The following is a 26,454-nucleotide window of genomic DNA, read 5'->3' as shown; positions in this document are numbered from 1 at the left end:
AAAAAACAATATTAATTGGTGATACAATGAAACATTTCACTTCCTTACACGAACGAATTTTGCTCGGAAAACGATTATATACATTATTGTTTCATGATGAACACGTTTTAGCTCGTATACTACAATGGGCTGACACTCATCCACATACTGGATCACGAAAAGATTATTGGCCACATTTATTTTCAAGTGTGAATGAATCCTTTTCAAGAGAGTTTTATAAACGAAGAATAAAAAAATGCCAATTAAAAAGTGATGCCCACCGTATATATAGCCCTGCACTTATGTATGCATGGAAAAATATGAAACATGAAGAAACAGAACATGCAGATTGGTTTAACGACTGGCAAGTCATACATTATTTAACCGATAAGGAGGAAAGGATACATGGACAAATTACAGAAGACTACTGTAAAACACTCGAAAAAATTGAGTTGGCAATTCTTGCAAAGAAAAACGTCCTCCTTCGAGAAGAAGAATAACCTTTTCGCATTAGTTATTACAATCTTATTCTCTTCTATTATCGGAACTTTCTTAGATGCTTTCTTTGTTGCGAAACAAATGTATTCCTTTCCGGTTAGACCTTTCTCATCCATATTTTCAATTAACATTGGCTTTACTTTATTTGTACTACCGATTTTAACAACGATTTTCATACAAATTTCAAAAACATTATCTACAGTTTCTAGAATTCTATTTATTATTTCAATAGGTATTTGTGCTAGCATTTTTGAACAGATTTCTGAAAGATTCGGTTTCTTTATTCATAGTTTGGATTGGAATCATACATATTCTTTATTTGGCTATATGATTTTCTTTTCTTTTATCTGGAAAGTATATTATTTCATAATTAATAAAAAAGAGTACTAAAAGGCTAGCAAACCTTTTCGTACTCTTTTTTATTATGTTTCATATATTTATTACGCATATAATTCGGATAACTCAATTATTTTATTAACAATACTTTGTTCATCTATTTTTAAACATGTGGATGCATGACCCACCAATACTTCATGACTCCCAACACAAATACTTTCCTTAGCGTGTAGAAACATTGATAAATCGTTCGAATCATTACCAAACACTACGAATTCCCTCTCTTTTATACCCAATCGTTGTAACCCTATCCATTTATCAATATTCTCAGGGCTTATATCCACGATCCCTTCATTATCATGTTCATAAATACGTATAGGAAGTTCTGTTAACATATTCATAATATATTCTTTTTGAACATGGTCAGGAAATAATACCACCTTCACTACTTCCTTAATTTCATCAATATGTACATTATTAGCCAGTTGATTAGGATCTATGTTTTTGTAGATAGGATGATTCTCGCTTCCTGTATAAGAATAATTCCAATGACTATCTATCAAATATGAAAGGCTATGTTTCTTTATTATTGAATGTATAGCACTTACCGTTCCTGGATCAAAAGTTATAACTTCAATAGTCTCCTTTCCCTTTGCAATAAATGCCCCATTCCCACCAATCATTGAATAATGATGCATATGATTTGGTAGCACCGGTAATAAGTCCCTAATCGGTCTAGCTGATGCAAATATAACCTCATGCCCTTTACTTTGACATACGTCTAGCGCGTGAATTATCCCTTTCGTTACTGCGTTCCCTTTAAAACAAATAGTACCATCAATATCAAAAATAAATTTCATATACATCACTCCTTTCTTTTTAATGTATATGAATTATTTTATAATAGAAAGGACAGATGTCCCAAAAGGAGAAACATTATGCAAAATATTGTAGATAATACCTTGTTATTAAGCTACTTAAATAACGAGTACATAAAAAAGCTATTCCAACAATTCAATCATCCATTTAAGATCCTTAGATATGAAGCGAAAGAAACTGTACTACACGAAGGCGAAATGATTGATGGCCTATATATTCAAATGTCAGGTCGTACAAAAATAACTTCAAGTGTAATTACAGGTAAAGCATTATTACTAAGATTTTGTTCTGCCATTTCTATCATGGGAGATATTGAATTAATTCAGTCCGTAAACATACAATCTCATGTAACCTCCGAACAACAGACGGATTTTCTTTTTATTGATAAAAATTATGTAAAAAGTTACTTATTACAAGATGTAATCTTCCTTCAAGAACTCATTCATCACGTCACTTATAAACTACAAACCTGTACAACAGCTTCACGTATCAATTTACTAGCTTCTGTGGAAACACGCTTTGCTAGTTATTTATGTACAGCCCGAAATCCATCTAATTTATTTGGGCGCGAAATTCATACTAAAGATCATCATGAAATCGCCTCCTTAATCGGGACAACCACCCGTCATCTTAATCGAGTCATTGAAAAACTAATAGCTAACAATATCATGCATAAAAATAATAAACAAATTGTTGTTGACGATTGGAAAGCTATTGATACCCTTTCAAATGGACTACGATATGAATAAAAATTTAATAATTATATAACCCACTTTAATAAAGAGACCGTTTTTATAACGATCTCTTTTTAAGCATAATCTTCAGTTATTGCTAATGATGTAGGATTTTGAAGGCGTTTTGAACGCAAACGATAGGCAACGATTTTCTTTTTATATTGCTTTATTACATCAACATGTTCCTCATGGCTATACAGAGAAAATCGAATCTCTTTATTCCCTTTCTTCGTGTTAATAACGATTGGTGTTCCTTCCCCGTGCGGCGGAAAATAATGTTTATCTAAAAATAGAGCTTCGTTAAATTCATGAATAACTTGTAGTTTCGTTTCCCCCTCTATATTTTTTCCGTCTATCAATATAGTGGTATTCTCTTCCTCAAGTTTTTGATGCAATTCAAATCTACTAATAATTGATTCTACAACAGAAGTCGGCATACTAGAAACTAGTACTTTAATCGCACCAAAAATAAATAATGTAACTATAAACCATGTTGTCATTTTCATCATCTCCATTACATTTTAAAATATAAATTTCGTTCCATACGGTATTAGTATACTAATGAGTATTCCAGTTACAATCATCGTTACCGAACCGATAGTCGCTTCTTTCTCGCCTTCCTTCACGAGACGACTTACCCCAATAATATGTGATGAGCAGCCCATTCCCACTCCTTTTCCAATTGTACTCGTTATACGGAAAAACTTAAGTACTGTTGGTCCGATAATAGCACCTGTGATTCCTGCAACAACTACAAAACTAGAAGTCATAGACGGAATACCACCAATTTGATCCGCTAATGAAATAGCAATAGGCATCGTCGCTAATTGCGGGAGTGTTGTTAATATGAGTTCTTGATCTATATTTAACATCTCACCAATCACTACATTCATACTCGTTAAAGCCACTATACCTACCGCTACACCGATAAGTATCGACAAAAAGTTTTTCATAAGTATTTTTCGCTCTTTAAATAAAGGTATCGCTAACGCTACAATTGCAGGACTCAATAAGCCGGAGAGAATATCCCCTCCATTCTCTCTATACTCATGATGAGAAATACCGAAAATTAGAAATAAGCAAATCATACTTGCTGTAACTGTTAACACTGGTAACGTAAATGCGAACGTAAATTTTTCATATAGCTTTGTCGCCAAGAAATAAATTGCTACAGTAATAATAATTAAGACCATTTGAATCGTGCACCTTGTCGATTTTATTTTTTTGATGTGACTAATAATTGACTTATATACCCTGAAACAATCAAAGTTACTGTCGTGCTTGCAACTACTAAAAGGAATATAATACTTCCCTTACCAAAAAGAAAAGACCCGTATTCCATCAGACCTGTTGTCAAAGGAATGAGAAATAACGGTAAAAATACGATTAACTTTTCCGCACCTAACTCAAACCATTTTAACGGTAAAACGCGAGTGGAAAGGAGCAGGAACAGTATTAACATCCCTATTAAACTTCCTGGCATTGATAGATGGAATACTCCTTGAATCCACGTACCCACTAGGCTAAATACATATAGCACACCTACTTGAAGTAAAAGCGTCACGTACTTCATTTCTTTCCCTCATTTCACTATCACACATCCATATTATGAAATCTCATGTAGCGTGTCGGCAAACCGTTTAATTCCAAGTTGAATTTGTTCTATATTCGCTCTACCAAACGTAAATCGTATATATTCATTTTTCGAACCTAAAACACTGCCCGGAACAAATGCGACACCATTCTGTATAGATTCACCTAATAAGTGATATTCATCAAACTTTCCTTTCACTTTACACCATACATGTATTCCACCCTCTGGCACGAAACATTCAACTCGGTCTCCCAATGTTCCTTCAAGCTCTGCAATTAATACATCTCTTCTTTGCTTCAATTGTCCACGAAGTATCGTAATATGTGTATGGAAATCCTTTGATTCTAAAAATTGATTTGCTACCCACTGCGTAAATACACTATGGCCAAAATCAACTTGTTGCTTTGCATCTGCTAAACGCTCAATTACACGTGTAGGACCAATTATCCATCCAATACGTAATCCTGATGCAACAATTTTTGATAATGAACTTATATAAAGAACATTTCCATTTTGGTCCATTGATTTTAATGTCGGGTTCACTTCTCCATTAAAAGAAATTAAACTATACGGATCATCTTCTACAATTGGTATACCGAACTCAGAAGACAGTTCTAAAATTTTTTTACGTCTCGCTAATGAAAGCACAGTACCCGTTGGATTTTGATAATCTGGATTCAAAAACACCATACGAATGCGATGCTTTTTGTGCAAATCGATTAAGTCATCTGGATTCATTCCATACTCATCAACAGGTAAATGAAATATGTTTAAACCGGCCGATTTAAACATTGGAAGCGAAAAACAATACGAAGGATCTTCAATCGCGATCGCATCGCCAGGTTTTAATAAACATTGAACGATAAGATTAAGCGCCTGTTGTGCTCCTGACGTAATAAGAATAGAGCTTGAATCTGCTTCAATTCGTTTATATTGCTGAACATGTGCTGCAATTGTTTTTCTCAACATCTCATTTCCAAGTGGATGGTCATAGCCGAGGTTTTCCATAAATGTTTTCTCCGATAAAATTGTTCGAAATCTATCACTTGGAATTAATTCTGGTGACAGTTCACCACTTGCTAAATTAATTAAATCATCTTTTTGTGTTTCCGTTCGAATTTGTTGAACGAGTGGTACGTTAGGTAAGAACGATCCATCCTCCACGTACCTACCCCAGTTCGGTATTCGTTTATGTGAGACACCCCATATGTCTGTATTGACCCGTGTTCCGCTTCCCTTTTGTCGTTCTACTACTCCAAGTGATTTTAATTCTTCATATGCAGCTACTATCGTACTCCTATTCACCTGTAATTCTTTTGCTAACATACGCTCCGAAGGTAACTTACTTTCAGAAGGAAACTCACCTGAAGAAATACCCCTTTCAATATAATCCGCTATTTGTTTATATACAGGCGTCTTATCTGCACGATTTGGTTTCCATTCCATATAGTTGCCTCCTTTCAAAACAAACTATCCTCAATTTATTACTAACAGTATTCACTCTAAAAATAGTATTAATTAGTCACATCTTCTTATCCGCAAATAGATATATCCAAAATGACTCTCTTTCTGATTACTCGATAGCTTCTAAAATTCCAACTTCATACTCTCATTTCAGTTCTTTTACAAACTATCAGATCATTACCGCATACCATGTTACCCCAACTAGTAGAACAAAAAGAAGAAGAATATAGATTGCAGATAAGTTTTTCACATTTCTTTTTGTAGACTTACCGTAATTCTCTTCCACGTTTCTTGCAACTAGTACAGTCCCAAATAGCGATACAATTACAATAATAACGACTAGTGAAATTGCAAAACTCATTGTCTTTCACCTCTCTAAGACCCATCTATTTTAATTAAAGAACTTACATAAAAACCTTCCTCTTTAAAACGTTGATAACATACTACCTTTCTTCTCTTATCATAATAGATGTTTGTAAAAAGCGGACCAACCACTTTCGTGTTTTTTTGCTCATCCACTTTAAAAATAAAAAGCAACTGATCACTTAGGATCAGTTGCTTTTTTCACACGATAATTTTTCATTTAAAATTAATTCGATTTAAAAGTTTAGTCTTTTCATAATGAAACATCGACTGAGATAACTCGAAAATTGTTCCATTTACAAGATATACTGTATTTTCAATAAGAAGCGCCGGATCACCTTCATTTAATTCTAAAAGCTGTGCATTTTCTTTATTTACTTTTTTACAACTAATAACTTTATCAGCAAAACCAATATTTAATCGTAAATCTTCAATGAAATAACTGTATACAGAGCTTAATGCTATTTCTTCGTTCAAATATGGAATAATATCTTTTTTGAAATAACTTACTTCAATAGAGAACGGCTTAGCATCTACAATTCTTAAGCGCTTCAAAAAATACAACCTAGTTCCAGCTTCGCATTGCATCCGCTTTGCTATCTCTTCGTTCGCATCTATTACTTCAAGCCCTAACACTTTCGTTTCAATATTTTGTGAAACAAGATTCTTCGTTAATCCCCGTAAACTTCCTAAATTAATGTAATCTGTTACAGAAGTTTCGCGTAAAAACATGCCACTACCTTGTACTTGAAAAATATAACCTCTATTCACAAGCTGACTAATTACTTTACGTATCGTATTACGGCTTACTTCAAATCGATTCATCAACGCTTCTTCTGTAGGTAGTTTTTTCGTTTCATTAAAAAGCCCATCTCGAATGTTTTGCTCTAACACATCTGCAATTTGTTTATACTTTGCACTCATACACTTTCTCCTAAAATACTCTTTTATCTGTTATAACTCTTCCCCTCTCGTTTCGATCACATGTTTATACCAATGAAACGAAAGTTTCTTCTTACGTTTTAAGTTATCATTATGATCGATAAAAATAAAGCCATATTGCTTTTTATATCCATTTAACCAACTTAAAAGATCAATCACTGACCATGCATAATAACCTTTTAAATTAATTCCCTCTTCAATTGCACGCTTCATTACTTTTAAATGCGCTTCAATAAATTTAATTCTCGGAACATCTACAATTTCTCCGTCAATGATTGGATCTTCATCACCAAGTCCATTTTCCGTTACATACATCTTTATGTCACCGTAACGCGCTTTCAACATATGCAATCCCTCTAAGAAACCTTCGGGAGATATTTCCCATCCCCATTTTGTATATGTTTTATCATCCATTTTAACTGTTCGATAAAAACCATCAAAAGAAGGATTACCTGGAGCAAGCGTTGAGTTTTCTCGAGAATGTTCCTCACTCTTTATATCCATATCGTATCTTTCTACTCGTATTGGTTGATAATAATTCAAACCAATAAAATCATTTTCTTCTGCATTTTGTTTAATAATTTCTAATTCTTCAACCGTCCAATTAGGAGTCCACCCTTTTTCCTTTAATTGTTGTACAACATAAGACGGATACTCACCTTTTAAAACTGGATCATAATACCAATACGTTTCATATTCATTCGCATGATTTGCTGCTTGTATATTTTCTTTTTGGTTATCCACACTATAAGCAGGTAAGAAAACATGTGTAATCCCAATCTCACCATATTGTTTCAGCTGCTTGTATACCGCAACTGTTTTCGCATGTGCATAAAATACATAATGAGTCGCTTGAAAGTACTTTGGAACATCATTTTGTATTCCTGGTGGATGTGCACCTTTTAAATAACCTAATCCACAAAACATTACTGTCTCATTAAAAGTAATCCAATGCTTAACTCTGTCACCAAATGCCTTAAAACAAGTTTCTGCATATTTTACGAAAGCCTCCGCTGTTCTTTTATTCGTCCATCCACCATCTTTTTCTAACGATAATGGTAAATCCCAATGATATAAAGTGACAAACGGTACAATCCCGTATTTTAAACATTCATCAATTAAGTTGTTATAAAATTCAATCCCTTTTTCATTTACCTCTCCATCTCCAGTCGGCAATATTCTTGCCCAAGAAATAGAAAAACGATACGATTCTAATCCCATCTCAGCCATTAAGCGAACATCTTCCTTATATCGATGATAATGATCAACAGCTACATCACCATTTGTTCCATTGTATGTTTTGCCAGGAATTTTTGAAAACTCGTCCCAATTCGTAACACCTTTTCCATCTTCATTCCATGCACCTTCTACTTGATAAGAAGCTGAAGCAGCTCCGAATAAAAAATCATGTGGAAACTTCATAGTATATACCTCCATTTCATTACAACAAATTAAATTCAATGATACATTTATAATTTATTGGTACAAATTTTATATGTATGATTATATCTTATGTTTTTATTTTTTTCTATTATAAAAGTACAATTTCTAATGTTGGTTATTGGAAAATAAAAAGAAGCGACGTATTTTATCGCTTCTTACTCTCATCATCTTTATTCTTTTATAAGTGACTTATTCGCTCTTATAACTTCTTGATACAGCAGTGGTGACCACTTTTCATTTATATAGTCTTGAATAATCCATCCTACTCTTGTAGGGTTATTTTGTTTTATATAGTTTGCAATTTCAGGATTTATATAAGAGGCATAGTAATATGGACTATTCCATGCTGTACCACCAGAAGACAAGCTTGTAAAATTAATATATAGATGATTTAAATCCTCACTATCGTTCATCGTTTCATTTATCGTATCTTTAATAGATTTTACTTTCTCATCATAACTCACTTTATATTTATCTTGTACTGTTACATGTACATTTTGATTTACAGTTGTGGTAAACGTCACATTATCTGGCCAATAGAAATTATTATATCCTCCAGATTCATTACTACCACCATATCTTTTTAGTAGTACAATTTTCCCACGAGCATCTCCCAATTTTATATTTCCTTCTGTTTTTAAAAAGATAGGATCCACAAAATAACTTTTTTCAAACGTATTACTAAAGGAACTTTCTGCTCCTTTCATATCCTCATACTCTTTTTTTAAAGACATAATAATCGTTTCACTTGGGTTATCTTTTAAAAATTGTTTCGCTTCGTTTATGAATTCATGCAGTGTTACATAAAGATATAATGGCCCATGATGAAGGACTATCGTATTATCATCTGTTAAACGTCCTCTTATATCAAAAATACGAGCTCCATGATCCATTTGGTAACGAAAATCATATTCTTGCGTCATTCCCCATACTTGCTTTATTGGATTTTGTAATTTGAACGTCCCGCTATCATGTGTTCCTGGAATTGAAATTCGTGCTAATGGGATATTATCAGGTATAGGTTGCATCCACTTTGACCAATTTTCAAACTCATTAACAGAGCTTGCTGCAACTACTTGCTTATCATGTAAAGCAAATACAAATGTGATAAATATCGTACTACATATGAATAATTTCAAAATAAATTTCTTACTGCTCATTATTATTCCTCCTTTTTCTGTTTTATATCAAACTTATTGAATATAATATAATCTGGTGAGTAAAAAATAAATAACATTTCATAAATATGAAATATTACATAGAAGTAAAGTTAAAAAATCATTCACATATCCTAAATTAGAAAAATTTAAAGGAACTTCACCTGAAGTTCCTTTCGTTTACTTTATATTCAATACATATGAACCATCTTTATTCTCATACTTATAGACGTATAAATAATATTTACCTGGCTTTGCATTATAAGTACCTTTAACTACATTTCCTTCGTTTTCACCATATGCTACATAGTTATTTAAATCTGATTCATGATGAAGCACCCATGTCATCCCAATGTTTTGTTCATTTAATAGAGAAATAGTAATATTTTCTGGCGAGTCAATTTGGAAAGTAAATACATCTACTCTATCACTATTGTGTAGTGTCCCTTTCATCGGTGTATGAAAGTTAACTTTATTTGCCTGTATACGTTCATTATTTGGTTCATTTTCTGTTACTTGTAACTCATTTCCACCGTTTGGTTTTCTTTGTCCATACCCTAAGTTTACTAGTATAGACTTCAAATCTGGTAAAACACCAATTCTATCTGAATATGGATCTTTAGATTTTGTTCCTGTATTCTGGTTGCTTAATATTGCTCTTAGTTCACTCGGTCTATATGGTTGTCCTAAGTTTTCTTTAGCAATGCTTTGTACTAAAGTCGCTGCTCCGGCAATAATAGGTGACGCACTCGACGTGCCACTAAAGCTAGATGTATAAAGATTTACAGCACTTCGACTTTGCTCGGCTGTAGTTGTATCTACGTTTTCTCCCCAACCATACACATCAATACGGCTTCCATAATTCGAAAACCACATACGTTCATGAGGGAAAGATGAAGAGCCCGCTCCTACCATAATTGCACCTGAATCTTTAAAATCTTTACTATTACGATTTAAAATTTGTTTACCATTTCTATCTTTAAATTGATCTAAATCATTCCAACCATTCGCTCCAGCTTCTATAATGACAACACCTTTATCTGTACCAGCACGAATTGCATCAAAGATATCTGGTTGTACCTCAACAGGTAAATATTTATCACCATACCCATCAAAGGAAGCTTGTGCCTCTAATAATAAAACATCCCCAGCTTCTAACTGATTTATAGCACTTAATATTGCATCAGCTGTATTATACTGTCCGTTATCTCTTATTTGAGAAATCACCTTTGCTTTCGCTTTTGGCGCAATCCCAATATTCCCAACTTCATTGTCCTCAGAGGATACAATTCCTAGTACAGACGTCCCATGACCGACATGTTGATCTATATTTCTTCCAGACATTAATTCAATATTTTGATGTACTAAATCCTCATGATTTAATAACCATCCATATTCCATATCAACAAAGGTTACATCACTTCCATTACCGCCTCGGACTCCCCAGGCGAAAGGCGCATTAATACCAGATGGTGCTGCTTCAAGATAACCTTGTTTTTCATATCTAGGATTGTTATTAGGATTAAAAGATACACTTAATGGCTGTACTTCCGGTGGTGTTATTTTTTCTTGTTTCTTTATATACACATCTTCTATTAAAGAAGATGTCTTTAACTTATCTACTAGTTCTTCCTCTTGCCCACCATGTTGAGCTTGAAGAATATAGTAGTTTAATAAACTTGTAGATACATTATTAGGTGCTCTCACTTCAAGGTTTTGTATTTGTTCCGGGCTTACAGATGTGAATAAACGAGTAAATGTTACATCTGGGTATTCTGCCAAAAGATCTTCTATTACTTTATCGTTCGTTTGAGATTTTATTTGTTTTTCAATACCATCTTCATATGGAAATTTCAAATCCGCTTTAAATTTTACAATGATTTGCTTATCTGTTTCTTGTTCTATTCCTAATTTACTCTGCTGTTCTATAGAATCAGCATGTACACTAGTGACAGTGCCTCCTATTCCTAAAAGTGTTGTAATAATTACAGTTGACGTACACATTTTTTGAAATATTTTCATTACATCAATCCTCCCATTAATAATGATTAATTATTATATTAATCTATAATGATTTTATTTATATAACATATTCCCTTTCTACTAAATAGATTATAGTAATCAGCAATATGAACTTCAATGTATTTTCATATGCAATATTTCATATTCGGACTCTACACTAAATAAATAAGAAACTTATAATGATTATTTATTTTATATGTGCTAATATACTTACATTGAAATATTATATATAAACATTTTAAGCTACATTACTTAACCGTTTTACCTTATTTTTCCTAGGAGGATTCACAATGAAATTATTAAAAATAAAACATATAATCCCTTTATCTGCAGCTGCAATTACATTCGTATGTAGTCACAGTACAGCTGAAGCTTCTACCATTCATACAGTAAAAAAGAATGATACACTTTGGGGCATTAGTAAACAATACGGCGTTTCAATACAATCCATTAAACAGGCTAATAATAAAGGAAACGATCAAACTTTCATTGGCGAACAGTTACATATCCCGGGTTCCGTCAACTCAAATGAAATCACTGTTCGCCAAAACGCCAAGCCTGCGAACATTTCTGGACAAATTATTTATCAGGTACAACCGGGAGATTCATTAGAAATGATAGCAAAGCGTTACAATGTTACCGTTCAATCTATAAAACAAATGAACAACACAATCGAAAACAAGCTTTATACAGGACAACATTTAAAAATCAACTCAAGTATTTCAGAAAAAGAAAAAGACTTAATGGCACGCTTAGTTACCGCTGAAGCAGGTGGCGAATCGTATAAAGGTAAAGTAGCAGTAGCGAAAGTTATACTAAACCGTGTAAACGCAAAAGGTTTTCCAAATACAATAACAGGCGTTATTTATGAGCCTATTAAATACGGATATGCATTTACTCCTGTTACAGATGGAAGAATTAATCAGCCTGCAAGCGCAGAAGCAAAAATGGCTGTAGAAGAGGCTATCTCCACAAATGGAATACATTCTGATTGGCTTTATTTCTATAACCCGAAAACATCAACAGACAAGTGGATTACGACACGTCAAACAGTAGCAGTAATTGGTAACCACGTCTTCGCTAAATAACATTTAAAATCATTAACAGACCTCTTCACTTAAAAGGTCTGTTTTTTTGTATGTAAGAATTTATTTATCATGTGATATAGTGGTCTTTGAAAACTAATTCTTCTTGTAAATAAAGACACTTGTATTTACTTCATCACTCTAAGAAATTAAAAAAGCGTCAAGTTCAAAAACTCCCCTTTATTAATAAAATTTATTTCTTACCTTCATAAAATTGTTATACACTAGAAAAATAAAAAACAAACTATTCGTTAGCAGGTGAAAGAATATGTATGATGTTACAATTATCGGCGCTGGAGTAAGTAGCATTTTTCTGGCTTATTCACTAGTTAAAAGTAACAAAAAAGTTTTAATTCTTGATAAAGGTAAAGCGCTAGGAGCTCGCCATTGTCCTTTAGACGAAGGAAAAGCGTGTAATTGTACTACATGTGATAAATATTTCGGATTTGCTGGTTTAGGAAAATCTGAAGGGAAATTTAATTATACAAACGGATTTGGTGGAGAACTTGAGCAAAAAGTTGGTAAAGAGGGCTTTATACAACTTATGGCTGAAGTAGATGAAATTCTATGTCAGTTCGGAGGAAATTCAGTTTCAAAATATTCTACAGAAAATCCAAATCTCAATAAGAGAGCTGCATCGTGTGGTTTACAAATGCTAACAACAGAAGTACGGCATCTTGGTACTACCCTTTCAAATGAAATTTTTCAGCAACTCTACGAATTTTTACTTACGAAAATAAATATACAATTTCATATAGATGTACAACATATTATGAAACAGAAAGATCATTTTACTATAGATACAAATGAAGGAACATTTCAATCTAGGCAACTAGTATTTGCAACTGGGCGTTCCGGAGCAGATTGGTTAAAGGAGATGTGCACTTCTCTACATATTTCTCAGGAACAAACTCGTGTAGATTTAGGTATCAGGGTAGAGATGAAAGAACACCAATTACGTTCTATATTAAAAGATACATTTGAGACTAAACTTTCTTATGAGCATGAAGATTTCACAGCGACTACATACTGTATGAATCCAAAAGGACGCATTATTAGAAAGTACGAAGAAGGTTTAGTTATGCCTGACGGTCAAAATTTTCGAGAGAAAGGAACTGGTACACCTAACTTAAATTTCACTTTATTTATCCCGCGCTATTTTCCAACTCTCAAAGAAGCAAATGTATATGCAAGTTCAATTATTAAAAACATTAACCAAGGACGAGATCGGATTGTTATACAGCGCTTAGAGGACTTACTAAATAAACAGCCTACAATAGCGAACGACATGAAATATAACCGTATACAACCTACGCTACAAGGAGATTATGGAGATTTGAATACAGAAATTCCTCCATTATATATTGAAGGACTTAAAGAATTTTTATTACGATTAGAACAATTCATCCAAGAACCGATCGATACAGATACTTTATTATATGGAATTGACGGAAAGTTTTATGCTCCTACGATAAAACTCAATAATCATTTTGAAACGAGTATACCTGGCCTATTTTTAGTTGGGGATTGTTCAGGCGTCACTCATTCATTATCTCAAGCTGCTGCAAGTGGGTTATATGTTGGAAAATATTTATCTCACATTTAATTTCCTTCATTCAGATTGCAATTAAATATTTTAACTTCCATAGTAATAGCTTACTATTTCCCCACAAAAAATCAGGGTTTTATGAGATACATATTTAACATAGCCATTGACATTCAATTCTCACAAATTGAATGTCAACAGTTTTAAAATCCTCTATTCATTTCCATTTTCATTTGTTCGATATTTTGTAACATCATCATAGTGTTTAATATGTTAGGATGTCTATAAGTATTTTTTACTACAACTATGACTTTTTCTGCTCTGTTCTAAAAAATAGATTTACGCTTTAAAATTCCTCATTGTACGTATGTGAATACTTTATATTATTACCTTTAGAAACCATTAACTAAATGGTTCAGTATACTCTAATAGTTATAAAAACATAATATATAACACAAGTTAAATAAATTGCAAAAAAAGGAGTAAAAATGAAAAATAAAATCAATTTACAAATGCAAAATATAAGCTTTGTTTTAATAATTGCTTTAGCAGTATGGTTAAAAACATATCTTATTACAAGGTTCAGTTTTGATTTAAAAATTGAATCTTCTACACAAGAGCTTATTTTGTTTATTAGTCCACTCGCTACATCATTAGCTTTTGTCGGATTAGCATTATTTGCAACCGGTGAAAAAAGAAATTATATCGCGCTATGTATCAACTTCGTATTAACAATCGTACTCGTTGGAAATGTAATGTTCTATGATTTTTATAGCGATTTCGTTACGTTACCAGTACTTGGACAAACATCAAACTTCGGACAATTAGGCGGCAGTATTATAGAAATATTGAACTACAAAATTATACTCGCATTCGTAGACATTATTTTCTTCTTTATTTTATTGAAGAAAAAATCAATAGTCTTCCAAACAGGACGTGTAACTCATCCGGCACGCTTGTTATATTTTCTTTTAACGATTGGTGTATTTTTTGCTAATCTACATCTTGCAGAAAAAGAGCGACCTGAACTATTAACAAGATCATTTGACCGAGTTATGCTTGTTAAAAATTTAGGACTATACACGCATCAAGTTTATGATTTAACACTGCAAGTAAAAGCAGGATCACAAAAGGCACTTGCTGATAGTAGCAAATTACAAGAAACTGAAAACTACGTGAAGGCAAACCAAAGTGAGCCGAACCCTAATATGTTTGGTGTAGCGAAAGGAAAAAACGTAATTGTTGTCACCCTTGAATCCCTGCAAACCTTTTTAATAGGAGCAACAGTTAACGGACAAGAAGTTACACCATTTTTGAATGAATTCATAAATGAAAGCTATTACTTTGATAACTTTTTCCACCAAACTGGGCAAGGAAAAACATCCGATTCTGAATTTCTAATCGATACGTCATTGTATCCATTAAATCGAGGAGCTGTATTCTTCACACACGGTAACAACGACTATACTGCGACTCCAGAAATTCTACGTCAGCAAGGTTATTTCACTTCTGTATTCCATGCGAATAACGCCACATTTTGGAATCGTAACATCATGTACTCTGCTCTCGGTTATGATCGTTACTATAATGAACTTGATTACAAAATTACGCCCGAAACAAATTTAAATTGGGGCTTAAAAGATATCGAATACTTTGATCAATCAGTAGATATATTAAAAACTGTTGATCAACCATTTTACGCTCGTTTTCTTACTTTAACGAACCATTATCCATTTACGTATGATGAAGATACACAATTCATTGAACCATATAACTCTGGTAATGGCGTATTTGATCGTTATATCGTAACAGCACGTTACTTAGACGAATCAATAAAAAAATTTATTGAGCGTTTAAAAGCTGAGGGAATGTATGATGATTCTATTATTGTTTTATATGGTGATCATTATGGCATTTCTGAAAAACATAATCGCGCGATGGCACAGTTTTTAGAAAAAGATCAAATAACAGAATTTGACACTTTAAATTTACAACGCACACCTTTATATATTCATATCCCTGGACAAGCAGAAGGTCGAACGATTTCAAAGCCTACGGGACAAATCGATATGAAACCTACTATTCTCAATTTATTAGGAATTGATAATACAAACGATATTCGTTTTGGCCATGATATGTTTTCGGATGAATATGCCGGTTTTGTTGTTTTACGTGATGGTAGCTTCATTACAGACAAGTATGCATACAAAAACAATACTTTCTATGACCGCATAACAGGTGAAATTGTAGACTTGCAAAAAGAAGAAGCACAAACACTCATTAACCGTGCACAAAATGAATTACGAATGTCTGACAAAATTATTGAAGGCGATTTATTACGTTTCTCAGAAAGTAATAAAATTAAAACTGGTGAAGTACAAACTAAAATTAAAGAGACTGAAAAATAATCTTAATATGAAAAGGGAGCAACTCGTTACAGTTGCTCCCTTTTATTCTCCTATAATACATGATGCAGTTTCATATATTTCATTTTTATTCTACGCTTGTCTCTAAACTTACATCTGTATAAGCATGATCATCACCTATATGTAAAATCACTTCACATTGACGTAATCTCAATTCAAAGAGCATGATGGAATCATGATAAACTTCAGGGTTTGATTTCATTTTATGTAACATCTCTTGTTTTTCTTGTATTTCTAATTGTATATTCTCTACAGCTTGTTTCAAGGAGTTAAATGGATTCCTAAAGAATATATGAATATCTCGCTCTTGTGTGTTTTCGAATAGCTCAAATTGCAAGAAAAATTTCTTCATAATAGAATCCGTTACCTCGGTATAATCTTCATTTTCTACATACTGTTTGTATTTGTTATATAGCATAGTTTTGTTTTTCGGAAGAACTCCAAATAATTTACCGGCACTTTTCAATAAAAATTGTGCTGGCGTAAATCGACGTAAAATATTTACTTCATCCATTTGTATTCTAGTCGTCATTCTGTCAGTATCTCTGCGCCAGTCATCAAGCACTTTAAAGTCACATTCTAACTGTATTCGATTTTCTCCAAATAAAGAATTAAGTCCTTCACTAAGTTCTTCTAAGTACGATTGACTTTGAAGGAGCTCATTATGAGAAGTGGCAATCCAATTTTGCATAGAAAGAGCAAGATTAGGTAATACAGTTTGTTCTAAATATTTATGCACTCTTTCGTTCATTGCTTTATTTAGTTCTGTATCCATGTGACCGAAATCACTGTCTTCACTCATTAAATCAGAACAACTCTGTAATATCTTCGGTATATTTTCAGTAAGTTCGTTCGTAATTTCTATTTTCATTGTACGATATGACTGTGTAATGAAATGAATTTTTTCCCTCTCAAATGCAGTAAGGTTATTCATGCTACCGTTTAGTTTCACTAGCATATCTTCATTCCAATTAATAGCATCCACTAGATTATTTTCTTTCTCAACTCGTTTATCCAAAAGATATGTAATTGTTTTTCGAATGAAAAATAATAGCTTTTCAGTACGTTCTGCATCGATATTTTTATGATTAAAGTTAAAATGAATAAACTCTGTTAATTCATTCAATTGTTGATTACTTGTATATAACGAAGAGTAAGGGAAAATCCTCGCATGCGGGAAATATGTGTTTATTCTCGTTGCCGTATCATGTAGTACTCTTTTTACTTCTGCTTCACTATAAATGTTATCAATTTTATTTAATAAGAAATGCACTTGTAAATTTGGTGTATGCTCTTGAATGTTTAATAGAATATCACGCTCTTTATCAGTAAAAGGTGAATCTGCATTCAATACAAACAATAATTCATCTACGGAATTTAGATATTCAAATACCTCATCCCTAGTGTCGTTATTCCTATTAAAACCGGGTGTAACTACAAATGTAAGTTTATTTTCACTTAAAAATCTGCATGGTAATTTAAATTCGACACATGCTCTATCTCTATATGTTTGATGGTGCTGAGACATCATATTATGGTAATCAGAGATATCTTCCGTTGTTGTAATTGTAGCGTCTGTTATGGCGTTAATTTCTGTATGAGCATTATTTTTTAAAACTACTACATTTGAAATTGATTTTTCTACTATATTTTCTCCTAATATAGAGTTAATAAATGTAGTTTTTCCGTTCCCTGAAGTTCCCGTTACTAAAATACGATTTGTTCTTAAATCCGCAAGTTCGTCAACTAACCATCTAAATCGGTGACCTATTTCTATATTGTGCTTTTGTGCCCACTGTGTAATAGATTCAAAAAGATGTAGACTGTACTCTAAAGCATTCACATGATTCATAGAATATGACAGTAGGTTTTCCGCATGTTTTATATTTGATGAATCTATTTGGGTAGGAAAAATTTCATCCCATGCCAATACAGCTGCTGATGGAAATACAGCATACGATGGATTAACTACTTTCAACCAATTTGTTAAAAGATTGGGAATGATATCGTGTAATTGTCTAAGCGTATATTTCCCTTGAATTAATGCAAAGTATGTTTCTTCGTAAAGAGAAGAAATTTTGTCCCATATATCGGAAGACTCTATTTCAATATGTAAGAAAAATTCATTTATTGTGTTAAGCCACAATAAGTAATTTTGTTCATTTTTATAACTGTTCCAAAGTGATGAAACCATTTGCGTAAATTGTACTTGATCTACCTTATTTAATGTAACTAATGCATCATAAAAATAATCTGGTGAAATATGTTTAGTAAATCCTTTATCGATATATCCTTTTAACACCTCAAACCACGGATAAGATTCTGTTCGAATTAACTCATTCACAGCAAGCTCTACTGCACTATCAAAATCTTGTTGTTCCTCATAAAAGGAGCGGGCAATTTTTGTAACATTCGGATAGTCTGGATTTAAAGAAACTGCTTCTTTAATAACAGCGAAAGCTGAATCAAAATTATTTTGCTCTATGTAAAGAGAAAGTAATTGTAGTCTAATTTCAGTCATCAATATTTTATTATCAGTAGTAATGGAAGTGTATACATTTTCAGCAATTGATAATTGATTCAGTTCGAAATACGCATCCGCTATATTTTTTTGTGCCCACGGTGCTAATTCATTACTAACCTTCTCCCATTTAAAAATAGCTGCTTCAAAATCTTGATGGCGATAATAAAATTCACCTTGCGCAAAACGAATATAAGATCCATCAGAAACCTCATTTTTTTCTTCGTTTACATAAGCTTCTCCAAGTACGTCAAGAGGTGATTTTGTTACATTCTCCATTAGAAACGTTTCATAATACATCTTTTTTATTAATTGTTTTTCTATTCTCATCTTTTCCCCCACTATATCTTGAAAATACATTTTTAAGATATGTCAACACTTTATTTATGTATGCTTTTTATCTTAACAAAGAATATCTTTTGGAAAATTTCATTTTCCTTTCATTTTTCAAGTTAGATTGAATTTTCATGAGAAAAGTTTCAGTTTTTTTTCAATTCCCTTTCAGTTATGAAACAGCATTAAATGTTCCTAATAACATAATAACACTATAATATTCCGCATTATATTATCAGGAAAAACCTATATGAATCATATTATAAAAACAATTTATAACGAATATATATGCAAAATTCACTTCACCTAACATAAAAGAGTTCATCACATAGTGCTTGTTTGATAGACATATATACTAAGTCTCTTCAGAATTTCACATACACCATGATAATTTAAACAACAACAATAGTGAGCAGCTATTCATACAATATCTTTCTCGAATTGTTTTCCTTTAGAACACTTCAGTAGTTACGTAATTAAATTCCATTAACCTATATAAATAACTAGTCCAAAAAAAATCTATATGCATATCATGTTATAGTAAAGAATTCAGGAAATCCTAAAAGGAGGCTTTTTCATGTTTGAAGATAAATCTAAAATCAACTACCCATATGAATTTACAGAAACTACAACAATCCCTCTAAAGAATCCTATCAATAAAAATTTCAAAAACGGCTCTGGTACACATACTTTCCCAATTAAAAAACACTATAAGGAACAGGTGCTATATACGGAAAAAATTAATAATAATAAAAACAAATAACCTTATAGACCCTTATAGCAATGAATCAAATAATAACCTATATTAGGCCTTGTATAGTTAATAAATCTTTCTTATACAACTCATGTACTTTTAAAAAGTGCTGATATACAGCGCTTTTTTATACATAGATAATGGAAGAACAAAAAAGGTATGGATATTTTCCGCACCTTTTTTGTCCTTTACTATTTATAAATAAAGCCTACCAGCAAAACTTTACTTGTTGAAGTCATCGGAGAAAGGAGTAGATGTATGATGAATCACAAAGTTAAAGAAGCACCCATGAATTATATAGGCCATTATTGTTCTATTATATATATTCAAAAATGCACCAAACATTGTTTCAAAGCTACTTAGTTTTCATAAAATATTTTTTGTTTCCGTTGGAACGGATAGGCTTTAATCTCATCTGTATCTAAATTTTCATGAAATAAATGAATAGCTATAATTTGTCTACAATCGTAAGTATGATAATAATATGTTCCGGACTCCATACACATTACACTTGTATATATGGTATTATCTAATGCACCTTCTTCTGTTATTACTCCACCTTTAGGTACCTCGCAATTTGATAAGATATGAAAAAGGGCGGATACTCCCTCTTCTTCACTATCTATACCTTGAATGTTTTGTTTGCCATATGCTGCCCGCACAAACCTCGATGGCGGGGTGAAATCCCCTGGAAGTCCCATTGAGCCTGAGCCCTGGCCAAAAGCACTTAATGGTAAATTACTCCATTCTGTTGGCGCGAATGGCTGCGATTTAAGGCCAATATATTGTCTTAAATTTTGCAAATGCCAATTAAACTCCGGACTATTCGTCATCACTCCTAGTGGGTTATCATACATCTTTAATCCTTCATTTGTCGGCTCCAGTACAATGCAATCTCCCCATTTATCTGCTAAAATCCAATGTAGCGGTGGCGTAAGTCCTAAATCCGGTAATGGTATATCCAAAAAGGTAATGCTATCTACAGATTTCTTTAACTCTTTGACAGAATTGAATTGTGTAAGACTCCAAGCTACAAAATCAAATGGAGCTAAATTCGTTTTATTGTCATCTATGCTTTGACTATAAGTAGCGAATCCTGGAAAATAGAGTGTTGCACATGTCATACCTGCTTCATTTACTCCGTCCGCCATAATGATCCTTCCTTGATGATTAATTCCCATTCCGACCGCAGCATGTTTCGTATGAATGATTTCACCAGTTATATTATTCCACTTGTAATGCCGAGGAATGATTATTACTTCTTGATTCATATCTAATGTGAAGTCCATCGTTCTTGCAAAAAGATGCTGATCGTTTTTTGTCTGTAATGTCAAACTAGTACACATAGATAACACCCCATTTTATGATTTTATCTATACTTTACATAATTCCGATAAATCTGTAAAATAAAAACCTCTTTCCTTACAAAAAATTGAGAAAGCTCATATAAATTGTAAATCGGTTGAGGTTATCTCTAGTTTATAAATTTTTAAAATATAGTTGCAAAAGAATTATATGAAAAAGGAGCGAATTGTTACTATCGCTCCTTTTTATTTCTTTCTATATTTTATTAAAATAACCAGAGACCATTTTCTCTATGAATAGTATCCCTACATAACCCTCTTAAACATCTTTTCCAACTCATAAGTAGAATGATGCACAAGAATTGGTCTTCCGTGCGGGCATGTGTATGGGTTTGTTGTTGTACGAAGTTCTTCCAGTAAAGCAAATATTTGATCGTTCGTTAAATATTGATTTGCTTTAATTGAAGCTTTACAGCTCATCATGATCGCTGCTTCTTCACGTAGTTTTTTAATATCAACTTTTTTTAGTTTAACGACCTGCTCCATCATTTCGTCGATAATTTCTGTTTCTTGTCCTTTCGGGAACCAAGTTGGATGAGAGCGGACGATAAAGGATTGATGGCCGAATTGCTCCAAAAATAGACCGACTTTCTTTAGTTCTTCTAGTTGCTCTTCGACACGTAAAAATTCAGTAAGAGATAAATCGATACGGTATGGTACGAGTAGTTCTTGTACTTCTTGTGCTACTCGTCCTACTTTATCACGGAAGTATTCATAATTAATACGTTCCTGCGCGGCATGCTGGTCAATCATATATAAGCCTTTATCATTTTGAGCGAAAATATATGTTCCGTGCATTTGTCCAATTGGATAAAGCGGCGGTAAATCATTACCGTTCATTTCGATCTCTTCTATTTCCTGAACTTCTTCTTCCAATTCCTCTAATTCAAAGTCTTCATCGTTACTGTTCCACGATTTCTCTTCTCGAATCGGTTCTTCTATTATCGGTTTACTAGATGGTTGCCAACTTTGTTCTTCTCTTACGAGCGATTGTGGTGGTTGCCATTCTTGCTTCGGCGGTTGCCACAGTTGTGCTGGCTGCTTCACTGCCAGTGGTTCTTCTCGTTTTTCATCCATGCCTGTCGGTAAAATGATTTCCGGCATAGATGGCTCCTTCGACTTCGCATGCTCAAACTGGAACTGTTCTTGCACACTTTCATCTTTTTCTTTTTTCTTCGTTGTTACACCCGCATCTGGAATGAGCTGTATTTTTTTGAATGCTGCTTGCAATGTTTCTTCGATCAACTTTAGCAATTCTTGTTCTTTACTAAAACGAACTTCTAATTTCGCAGGATGTACGTTAACGTCAACTAGCATTGGATCCATTTCAATCGATAAGAAGCCGATTGGATATCGTCCGACTGGCAATAATGTATGGTATCCTTGCTGAATAGCTTTCATTAATACGAAATTTCGAACGTAACGACCATTTACAATCGTTGACATATAATTTCGAGATGCTCTCGTTACTTCTGGTAATGTTACATAGCCTTTAATTGTGAAATCTAAAGATTCCGCTTCAATTGGAACAAGCTTCTTCGCAACTTGAATGCTATAAATCGATGCAAGTACTTGTCTTACATCACCGTTTCCTGATGTATGAAGCAATTTCTTTTCATTATGAAATAGCTTTAATGATACTTCTGGATGTGACATTGCAATACGATACACGATATCTGTGATATTACCAAGCTCTGTATGAATGGTTTTCATATATTTAAGACGCGCTGGTGTATTAAAGAATAAGTTTTGTACTGTAATATCTGTTCCTTTTCGGCTCGCTGTTTTCTCCTGCTTTATAATGTCTCCACCTTTAATAATAAGGTGCGTACCAGGTGCATCACCTGTGCTAGTGATTAATTCTAATTCACTAACTGAGGCAATACTCGGCAATGCCTCACCACGGAAACCGAGTGTTCTTATGCGAAACAGATCGTTTTCATCTTTAATTTTGCTCGTCGCATGTCGTTCAAAAGCGACGATACAATCTTCTTCTGCAATACCATCACCGTTATCAATGATACGAATTTTCGATAACCCAGCTTCTTCTAAGTGGATTTCAATAGATGTACTATTCGCATCGATAGAATTTTCCACAAGTTCTTTTACGACTGAGGCAGGGCGCTCTACTACTTCCCCTGCCGCAATTAAGTTTGAGAGTTGGTCATCGAGTTTGCGAATTTTCCCCATCTACTTACTCATCCTTTCTTTAACTTTTTCTGTAAGCGATACAGTTCATTCATCGCTTCTAAAGGTGTCATATCAAGTAAATCAATTTTTTTAATTTGCGCAAGTACTGCCGTTTCTTTTGCATCTAGAACTGGTTTGTCTTGTTTTTTCGGGGACTGTTCTCCACCAAAGAATGATAGTTGTGATTCTTCTTCAGTCTCTACTTTCGTTTCTTGTATTTCTACTGGTTCTTCTTTTACAACTACAGGCTCTGGAGTAACTTCTTGTACTTTCACTTCTGTACGCTTTGGAATAATAATTTCTTCTTGTCCTTCTAATTGTGCTAACACTTCTTTCGCACGAGCAATCAAGCTATCTGGAAGCTCCGCAAGTTGCGCAACGTGAATTCCATAACTTTTATCTGCTGCCCCGTCTTGAATTTTGTGAAGGAATACTACTTTTCCGTTCTCTTCAATAGCTGAAACGTGTACATTCTTCAGTTGATCTAAACTTTCTTCTAGCACTGTCAATTCATGATAATGTGTAGAGAATAACGTTTTTGCACCAATTTGGTCGTGAATATGTTCAATGATTGCTTGTGCAAGTGCCATACCATCATACGTAGATGTACCGCGTCCAATTTCATCAAATAAAATTAAACTTCTTTCTGATGCGTTTGCAATTGCATTTTTCGCTTCTAACATTTCGACCATAAATGTACTTTGACCTGAAATTAAATCATCCGCCGCGCCAATTCTCGTAAAGATTTGGTCAAATACAGGTAATACTGCTTCTGTTGCTGGTACGAAACAACCGATTTGCGACATAACCGTTACAAGTGCTAATTGTCTCATATACGTACTTTTACCAGACATGTTCGGTCCTGTAATTAAAAACACATCCATATTCTCTGGCATAATACAATCATTCGGTACATACAATTTCCCGTTCAATACTTTTTCAACGACAGGATGACGACCATCTTTAATGAAAATTTCACGCTTCGTTGTTAGTACAGGTTTTACAAACTGTTCCTCTTCACTCACTGTCGCAAAACTTTGCAGTACGTCTAATTCACTAATCACTTTCGCTAAATGCTGTAATTTCGGAATAAATACTTTTACTTCTTCACGAAGCGCTGTAAATAAATCGTATTCTAGTTGTACAATTTTTTCTTCTGCTTCTAAGATTAATGTTTCTTTTTCTTTTAGTTCATCTGTAATAAAACGTTCTGCATTAGCAAGCGTTTGTTTACGTTCATAGCGGCCTTCTGGTAATGCTCCAAGGTTCGCTTTCGTTACTTCAATGTAGTAACCGAAAATACGGTTGTATCCGATTTTTAACGATTTAATTCCTGTAATATCACGCTCTCGTTTTTCAAGCTCAGCAATCCACGTTTTTCCGTTTTTACTCACGTAACGATATTGATCAAGCTTGTCATTATAACCATCTTTAATAATATCTCCATCTTTAATAGAAAGCGGTGGATTTTCTTGAATACTTCTTCCTAGTAATTCTGTTAAGCTCTCACATGGATCTGCACCTTGAATTAATCTCGCTGCATACGCGTTATCTAACAAACTAATCGCTTCTAAAATAGCTGGTACTTGCAGTAAAGACCGTCTTAACTGTAATAAGTCCCGTGCATTCACATTACCAAAAGCAACTTTCCCTGCTAAACGTTCTAAATCATATACTTCTTTTAACTTTTCTTTTAAATCTTCACGCAAGAAGTAATCATTTACAAACGTTTCAACCATTTCTAAACGCTCTTCAATTCGTTCTTTCTGTATAAGTGGACGTTCCATCCACTGTTTTAACATACGGCCACCCATAGCCGTTTTCGTCTTATCTAATAGCCATAATAATGATCCTGTTTTTTCTTTCGTTCGAAGTGTTTCTGTCAACTCTAAATTTCGCTTTGAATGCACATCAATTTTCATAAATTGATTCGTATAATAAATTTCCACTGGCTGCAAATGATCTAATGAACGTTTTTGCGTTCTTATTACATAGTTAAATAAGCGTCCAACTGCTTTAATTAACTTTGCTTGTGAAACGTTTTTCACAAGATGTTCTAGCCCTTCAGGAATTGCCGTTGCATCTTCATATGAAATTGTCATTTTTAACGTTTCAGTTAACTTGTTTAGTTCATCTTTAGAAAAGGAAGAATCTACAACAATTTCTTTCGAACCAGTTGCATACACTTCTAATAAAATATCTTCAACTGAACCAGTCAATAACGTTACTGTATTTTGTCCAGTCGTCAAATCGTTACAAGCTAACGCATATGATCCATCTTCAAAATGTGTTAATGCGGATAAAAAGTTATTTTCTTTCTCATCAATCGTACGCCCTTCCATCATCGTTCCTGGCGTAATTAATTGTACGACTTCACGGCGCACTACACCTTTAGCTGTTTTTGGATCTTCTACTTGCTCACAAACCGCTACTTTATATCCTTTTTCAACAAGTTGTTCAATATAGTTTTTAGCCGCATGATACGGTACACCGCACATCGGTATACGTTCACTACTACCACCGTCTCGGCTCGTTAATGTAATTTCAAGTTCGTGGGCTGCTTTAACCGCATCCTCAAAGAACATTTCATAAAAATCACCTAAGCGGAAAAATAAAAAGGCATCTTGATAGTCTGCCTTAACTTTTAAATATTGCTGTATCATAGGCGTATATTGCGTCATACTTATCCTCCATAATTCTTACATAATAATCTATACTCATATATGTCACATTTCACGGACACTCTTATCTCCTATTTCAGGAGTCTTTCTTCATTATAGCACATTTCATTAGCAATCATGTTCATCTAAGCACCACTTATGTA

The 26,454-nt window shown here is 33.4% G+C and carries 21 protein-coding genes; 7 read left to right on the top strand and 14 right to left on the bottom strand.

Annotated features, from left to right (window positions below; translation table 11 throughout):
- The coding region (locus MR079_RS16530; RefSeq protein WP_242294313.1) for a DUF2515 family protein at positions 1-479 on the top strand (479 nt) is incomplete at its 5' end.
- Positions 385-867 carry a CBO0543 family protein gene (locus MR079_RS16525; protein ID WP_242294312.1) on the top strand — a complete coding sequence of 161 codons (483 nt, stop codon included), beginning with the start codon at positions 385-387 and terminating at the stop codon, positions 865-867. The genes MR079_RS16530 and MR079_RS16525, both read left to right, overlap by 95 nt.
- 50 nt (positions 868-917) lie before the next feature.
- Here MR079_RS16525 and MR079_RS16520 read toward each other — a convergent pair whose 3' ends face one another.
- Positions 918-1,673 (bottom strand): HAD-IIB family hydrolase, encoded by a 756-nt coding sequence (locus tag MR079_RS16520; RefSeq protein WP_139867045.1) that lies wholly within the window; start codon positions 1,671-1,673, stop codon positions 918-920.
- 78 nt (positions 1,674-1,751) lie between these two features.
- On the opposite strand from MR079_RS16520, the gene MR079_RS16515 reads away from it, so the two are divergent.
- Positions 1,752-2,441, top strand: a complete 690-nt coding sequence (locus MR079_RS16515) for a Crp/Fnr family transcriptional regulator (protein ID WP_242294311.1) — start codon at positions 1,752-1,754, stop codon at positions 2,439-2,441.
- A 59-nt stretch (positions 2,442-2,500) separates the two neighbouring features.
- Here MR079_RS16515 and MR079_RS16510 read toward each other — a convergent pair whose 3' ends face one another.
- The 9 genes from MR079_RS16510 to MR079_RS16470 form a co-directional block, all read right to left on the bottom strand.
- Entirely contained in the window at positions 2,501-2,926 is a 426-nt protein-coding gene (locus MR079_RS16510; protein ID WP_087954531.1) for a YfmQ family protein, read from the bottom strand.
- A 21-nt stretch (positions 2,927-2,947) separates the two neighbouring features.
- Positions 2,948-3,619, bottom strand: coding sequence for an LrgB family protein (locus MR079_RS16505; protein ID WP_139867041.1), 672 nt, complete (start codon positions 3,617-3,619; stop codon positions 2,948-2,950).
- A gap of 23 nt (positions 3,620-3,642) precedes the next feature.
- Positions 3,643-3,999 (bottom strand): CidA/LrgA family holin-like protein, encoded by a 357-nt coding sequence (locus tag MR079_RS16500; protein ID WP_242294310.1) that lies wholly within the window; start codon positions 3,997-3,999, stop codon positions 3,643-3,645.
- A 33-nt stretch (positions 4,000-4,032) separates the two neighbouring features.
- Positions 4,033-5,466 carry a MocR-like pyridoxine biosynthesis transcription factor PdxR gene (gene pdxR / locus MR079_RS16495; RefSeq protein ID WP_139867036.1) on the bottom strand — a complete coding sequence of 478 codons (1,434 nt, stop codon included), beginning with the start codon at positions 5,464-5,466 and terminating at the stop codon, positions 4,033-4,035.
- 187 nt (positions 5,467-5,653) lie between these two features.
- On the bottom strand, positions 5,654-5,845 hold the full coding sequence (locus MR079_RS16490; protein WP_000006459.1) for a hypothetical protein: 192 nt from the start codon (positions 5,843-5,845) through the stop codon (positions 5,654-5,656).
- Positions 5,846-6,063: 218 nt separating this feature from the next.
- On the bottom strand, positions 6,064-6,771 hold the full coding sequence (locus MR079_RS16485) for a GntR family transcriptional regulator (protein ID WP_139867034.1): 708 nt from the start codon (positions 6,769-6,771) through the stop codon (positions 6,064-6,066).
- A gap of 30 nt (positions 6,772-6,801) precedes the next feature.
- Positions 6,802-8,211 carry a glycoside hydrolase family 1 protein gene (locus MR079_RS16480; RefSeq protein ID WP_139867032.1) on the bottom strand — a complete coding sequence of 470 codons (1,410 nt, stop codon included), beginning with the start codon at positions 8,209-8,211 and terminating at the stop codon, positions 6,802-6,804.
- A gap of 191 nt (positions 8,212-8,402) precedes the next feature.
- A complete protein-coding gene (gene plcA / locus MR079_RS16475; RefSeq protein WP_139867030.1) occupies positions 8,403-9,392 on the bottom strand; it encodes a phosphatidylinositol diacylglycerol-lyase in 990 nt (329 codons plus the stop codon).
- Between the two features lie 177 nt (positions 9,393-9,569).
- Positions 9,570-11,411 (bottom strand): S8 family peptidase, encoded by a 1,842-nt coding sequence (locus MR079_RS16470; RefSeq protein ID WP_139867028.1) that lies wholly within the window; start codon positions 11,409-11,411, stop codon positions 9,570-9,572.
- A 290-nt stretch (positions 11,412-11,701) separates the two neighbouring features.
- On the opposite strand from MR079_RS16470, the gene MR079_RS16465 reads away from it, so the two are divergent.
- The 3 genes from MR079_RS16465 (at position 11,702) to MR079_RS16455 (ending at position 16,450) form a co-directional block, all read left to right on the top strand.
- Positions 11,702-12,499, top strand: a complete 798-nt coding sequence (locus MR079_RS16465; protein ID WP_139867026.1) for a cell wall hydrolase — start codon at positions 11,702-11,704, stop codon at positions 12,497-12,499.
- Between the two features lie 265 nt (positions 12,500-12,764).
- Positions 12,765-14,102, top strand: a complete 1,338-nt coding sequence (locus MR079_RS16460) for an NAD(P)/FAD-dependent oxidoreductase (protein ID WP_139867024.1) — start codon at positions 12,765-12,767, stop codon at positions 14,100-14,102.
- A gap of 428 nt (positions 14,103-14,530) precedes the next feature.
- Complete coding sequence (locus tag MR079_RS16455) at positions 14,531-16,450, top strand: LTA synthase family protein (RefSeq protein ID WP_242294309.1); 1,920 nt, start codon at positions 14,531-14,533, stop codon at positions 16,448-16,450.
- An 85-nt stretch (positions 16,451-16,535) separates the two neighbouring features.
- Here MR079_RS16455 and MR079_RS16450 read toward each other — a convergent pair whose 3' ends face one another.
- Positions 16,536-19,349 carry a dynamin family protein gene (locus MR079_RS16450; RefSeq protein WP_139867020.1) on the bottom strand — a complete coding sequence of 938 codons (2,814 nt, stop codon included), beginning with the start codon at positions 19,347-19,349 and terminating at the stop codon, positions 16,536-16,538.
- 550 nt (positions 19,350-19,899) lie between these two features.
- On the opposite strand from MR079_RS16450, the gene MR079_RS16445 reads away from it, so the two are divergent.
- The gene (locus MR079_RS16445) at positions 19,900-20,085 is read left to right on the top strand and encodes a hypothetical protein (RefSeq protein WP_000461128.1); all 186 of its coding nucleotides are present in this window, start codon (positions 19,900-19,902) and stop codon (positions 20,083-20,085) included.
- A 350-nt stretch (positions 20,086-20,435) separates the two neighbouring features.
- On the opposite strand, the gene MR079_RS16440 is transcribed toward MR079_RS16445, so the two are convergent.
- The 3 genes from MR079_RS16440 to mutS form a co-directional block, all read right to left on the bottom strand.
- Positions 20,436-21,422, bottom strand: coding sequence for a choloylglycine hydrolase family protein (locus MR079_RS16440; protein ID WP_242294308.1), 987 nt, complete (start codon positions 21,420-21,422; stop codon positions 20,436-20,438).
- A gap of 264 nt (positions 21,423-21,686) precedes the next feature.
- Positions 21,687-23,630, bottom strand: a complete 1,944-nt coding sequence (mutL, locus tag MR079_RS16435) for a DNA mismatch repair endonuclease MutL (RefSeq protein WP_242294307.1) — start codon at positions 23,628-23,630, stop codon at positions 21,687-21,689.
- Between the two features lie 8 nt (positions 23,631-23,638).
- Positions 23,639-26,311 (bottom strand): DNA mismatch repair protein MutS, encoded by a 2,673-nt coding sequence (mutS, locus tag MR079_RS16430; protein ID WP_242294306.1) that lies wholly within the window; start codon positions 26,309-26,311, stop codon positions 23,639-23,641.
- Between the last annotated feature and the right edge of the window lie 143 nt (positions 26,312-26,454).

The sequence above is a fragment of the Bacillus cereus group sp. BfR-BA-01381 genome (assembly GCF_022663555.1).
GTDB lineage: Bacteria > Bacillota > Bacilli > Bacillales > Bacillaceae_G > Bacillus_A > Bacillus_A pacificus.
Note: the sequence above shows the minus strand (reverse complement) of the source record. Positions and strands in the feature narration are given on the sequence as shown.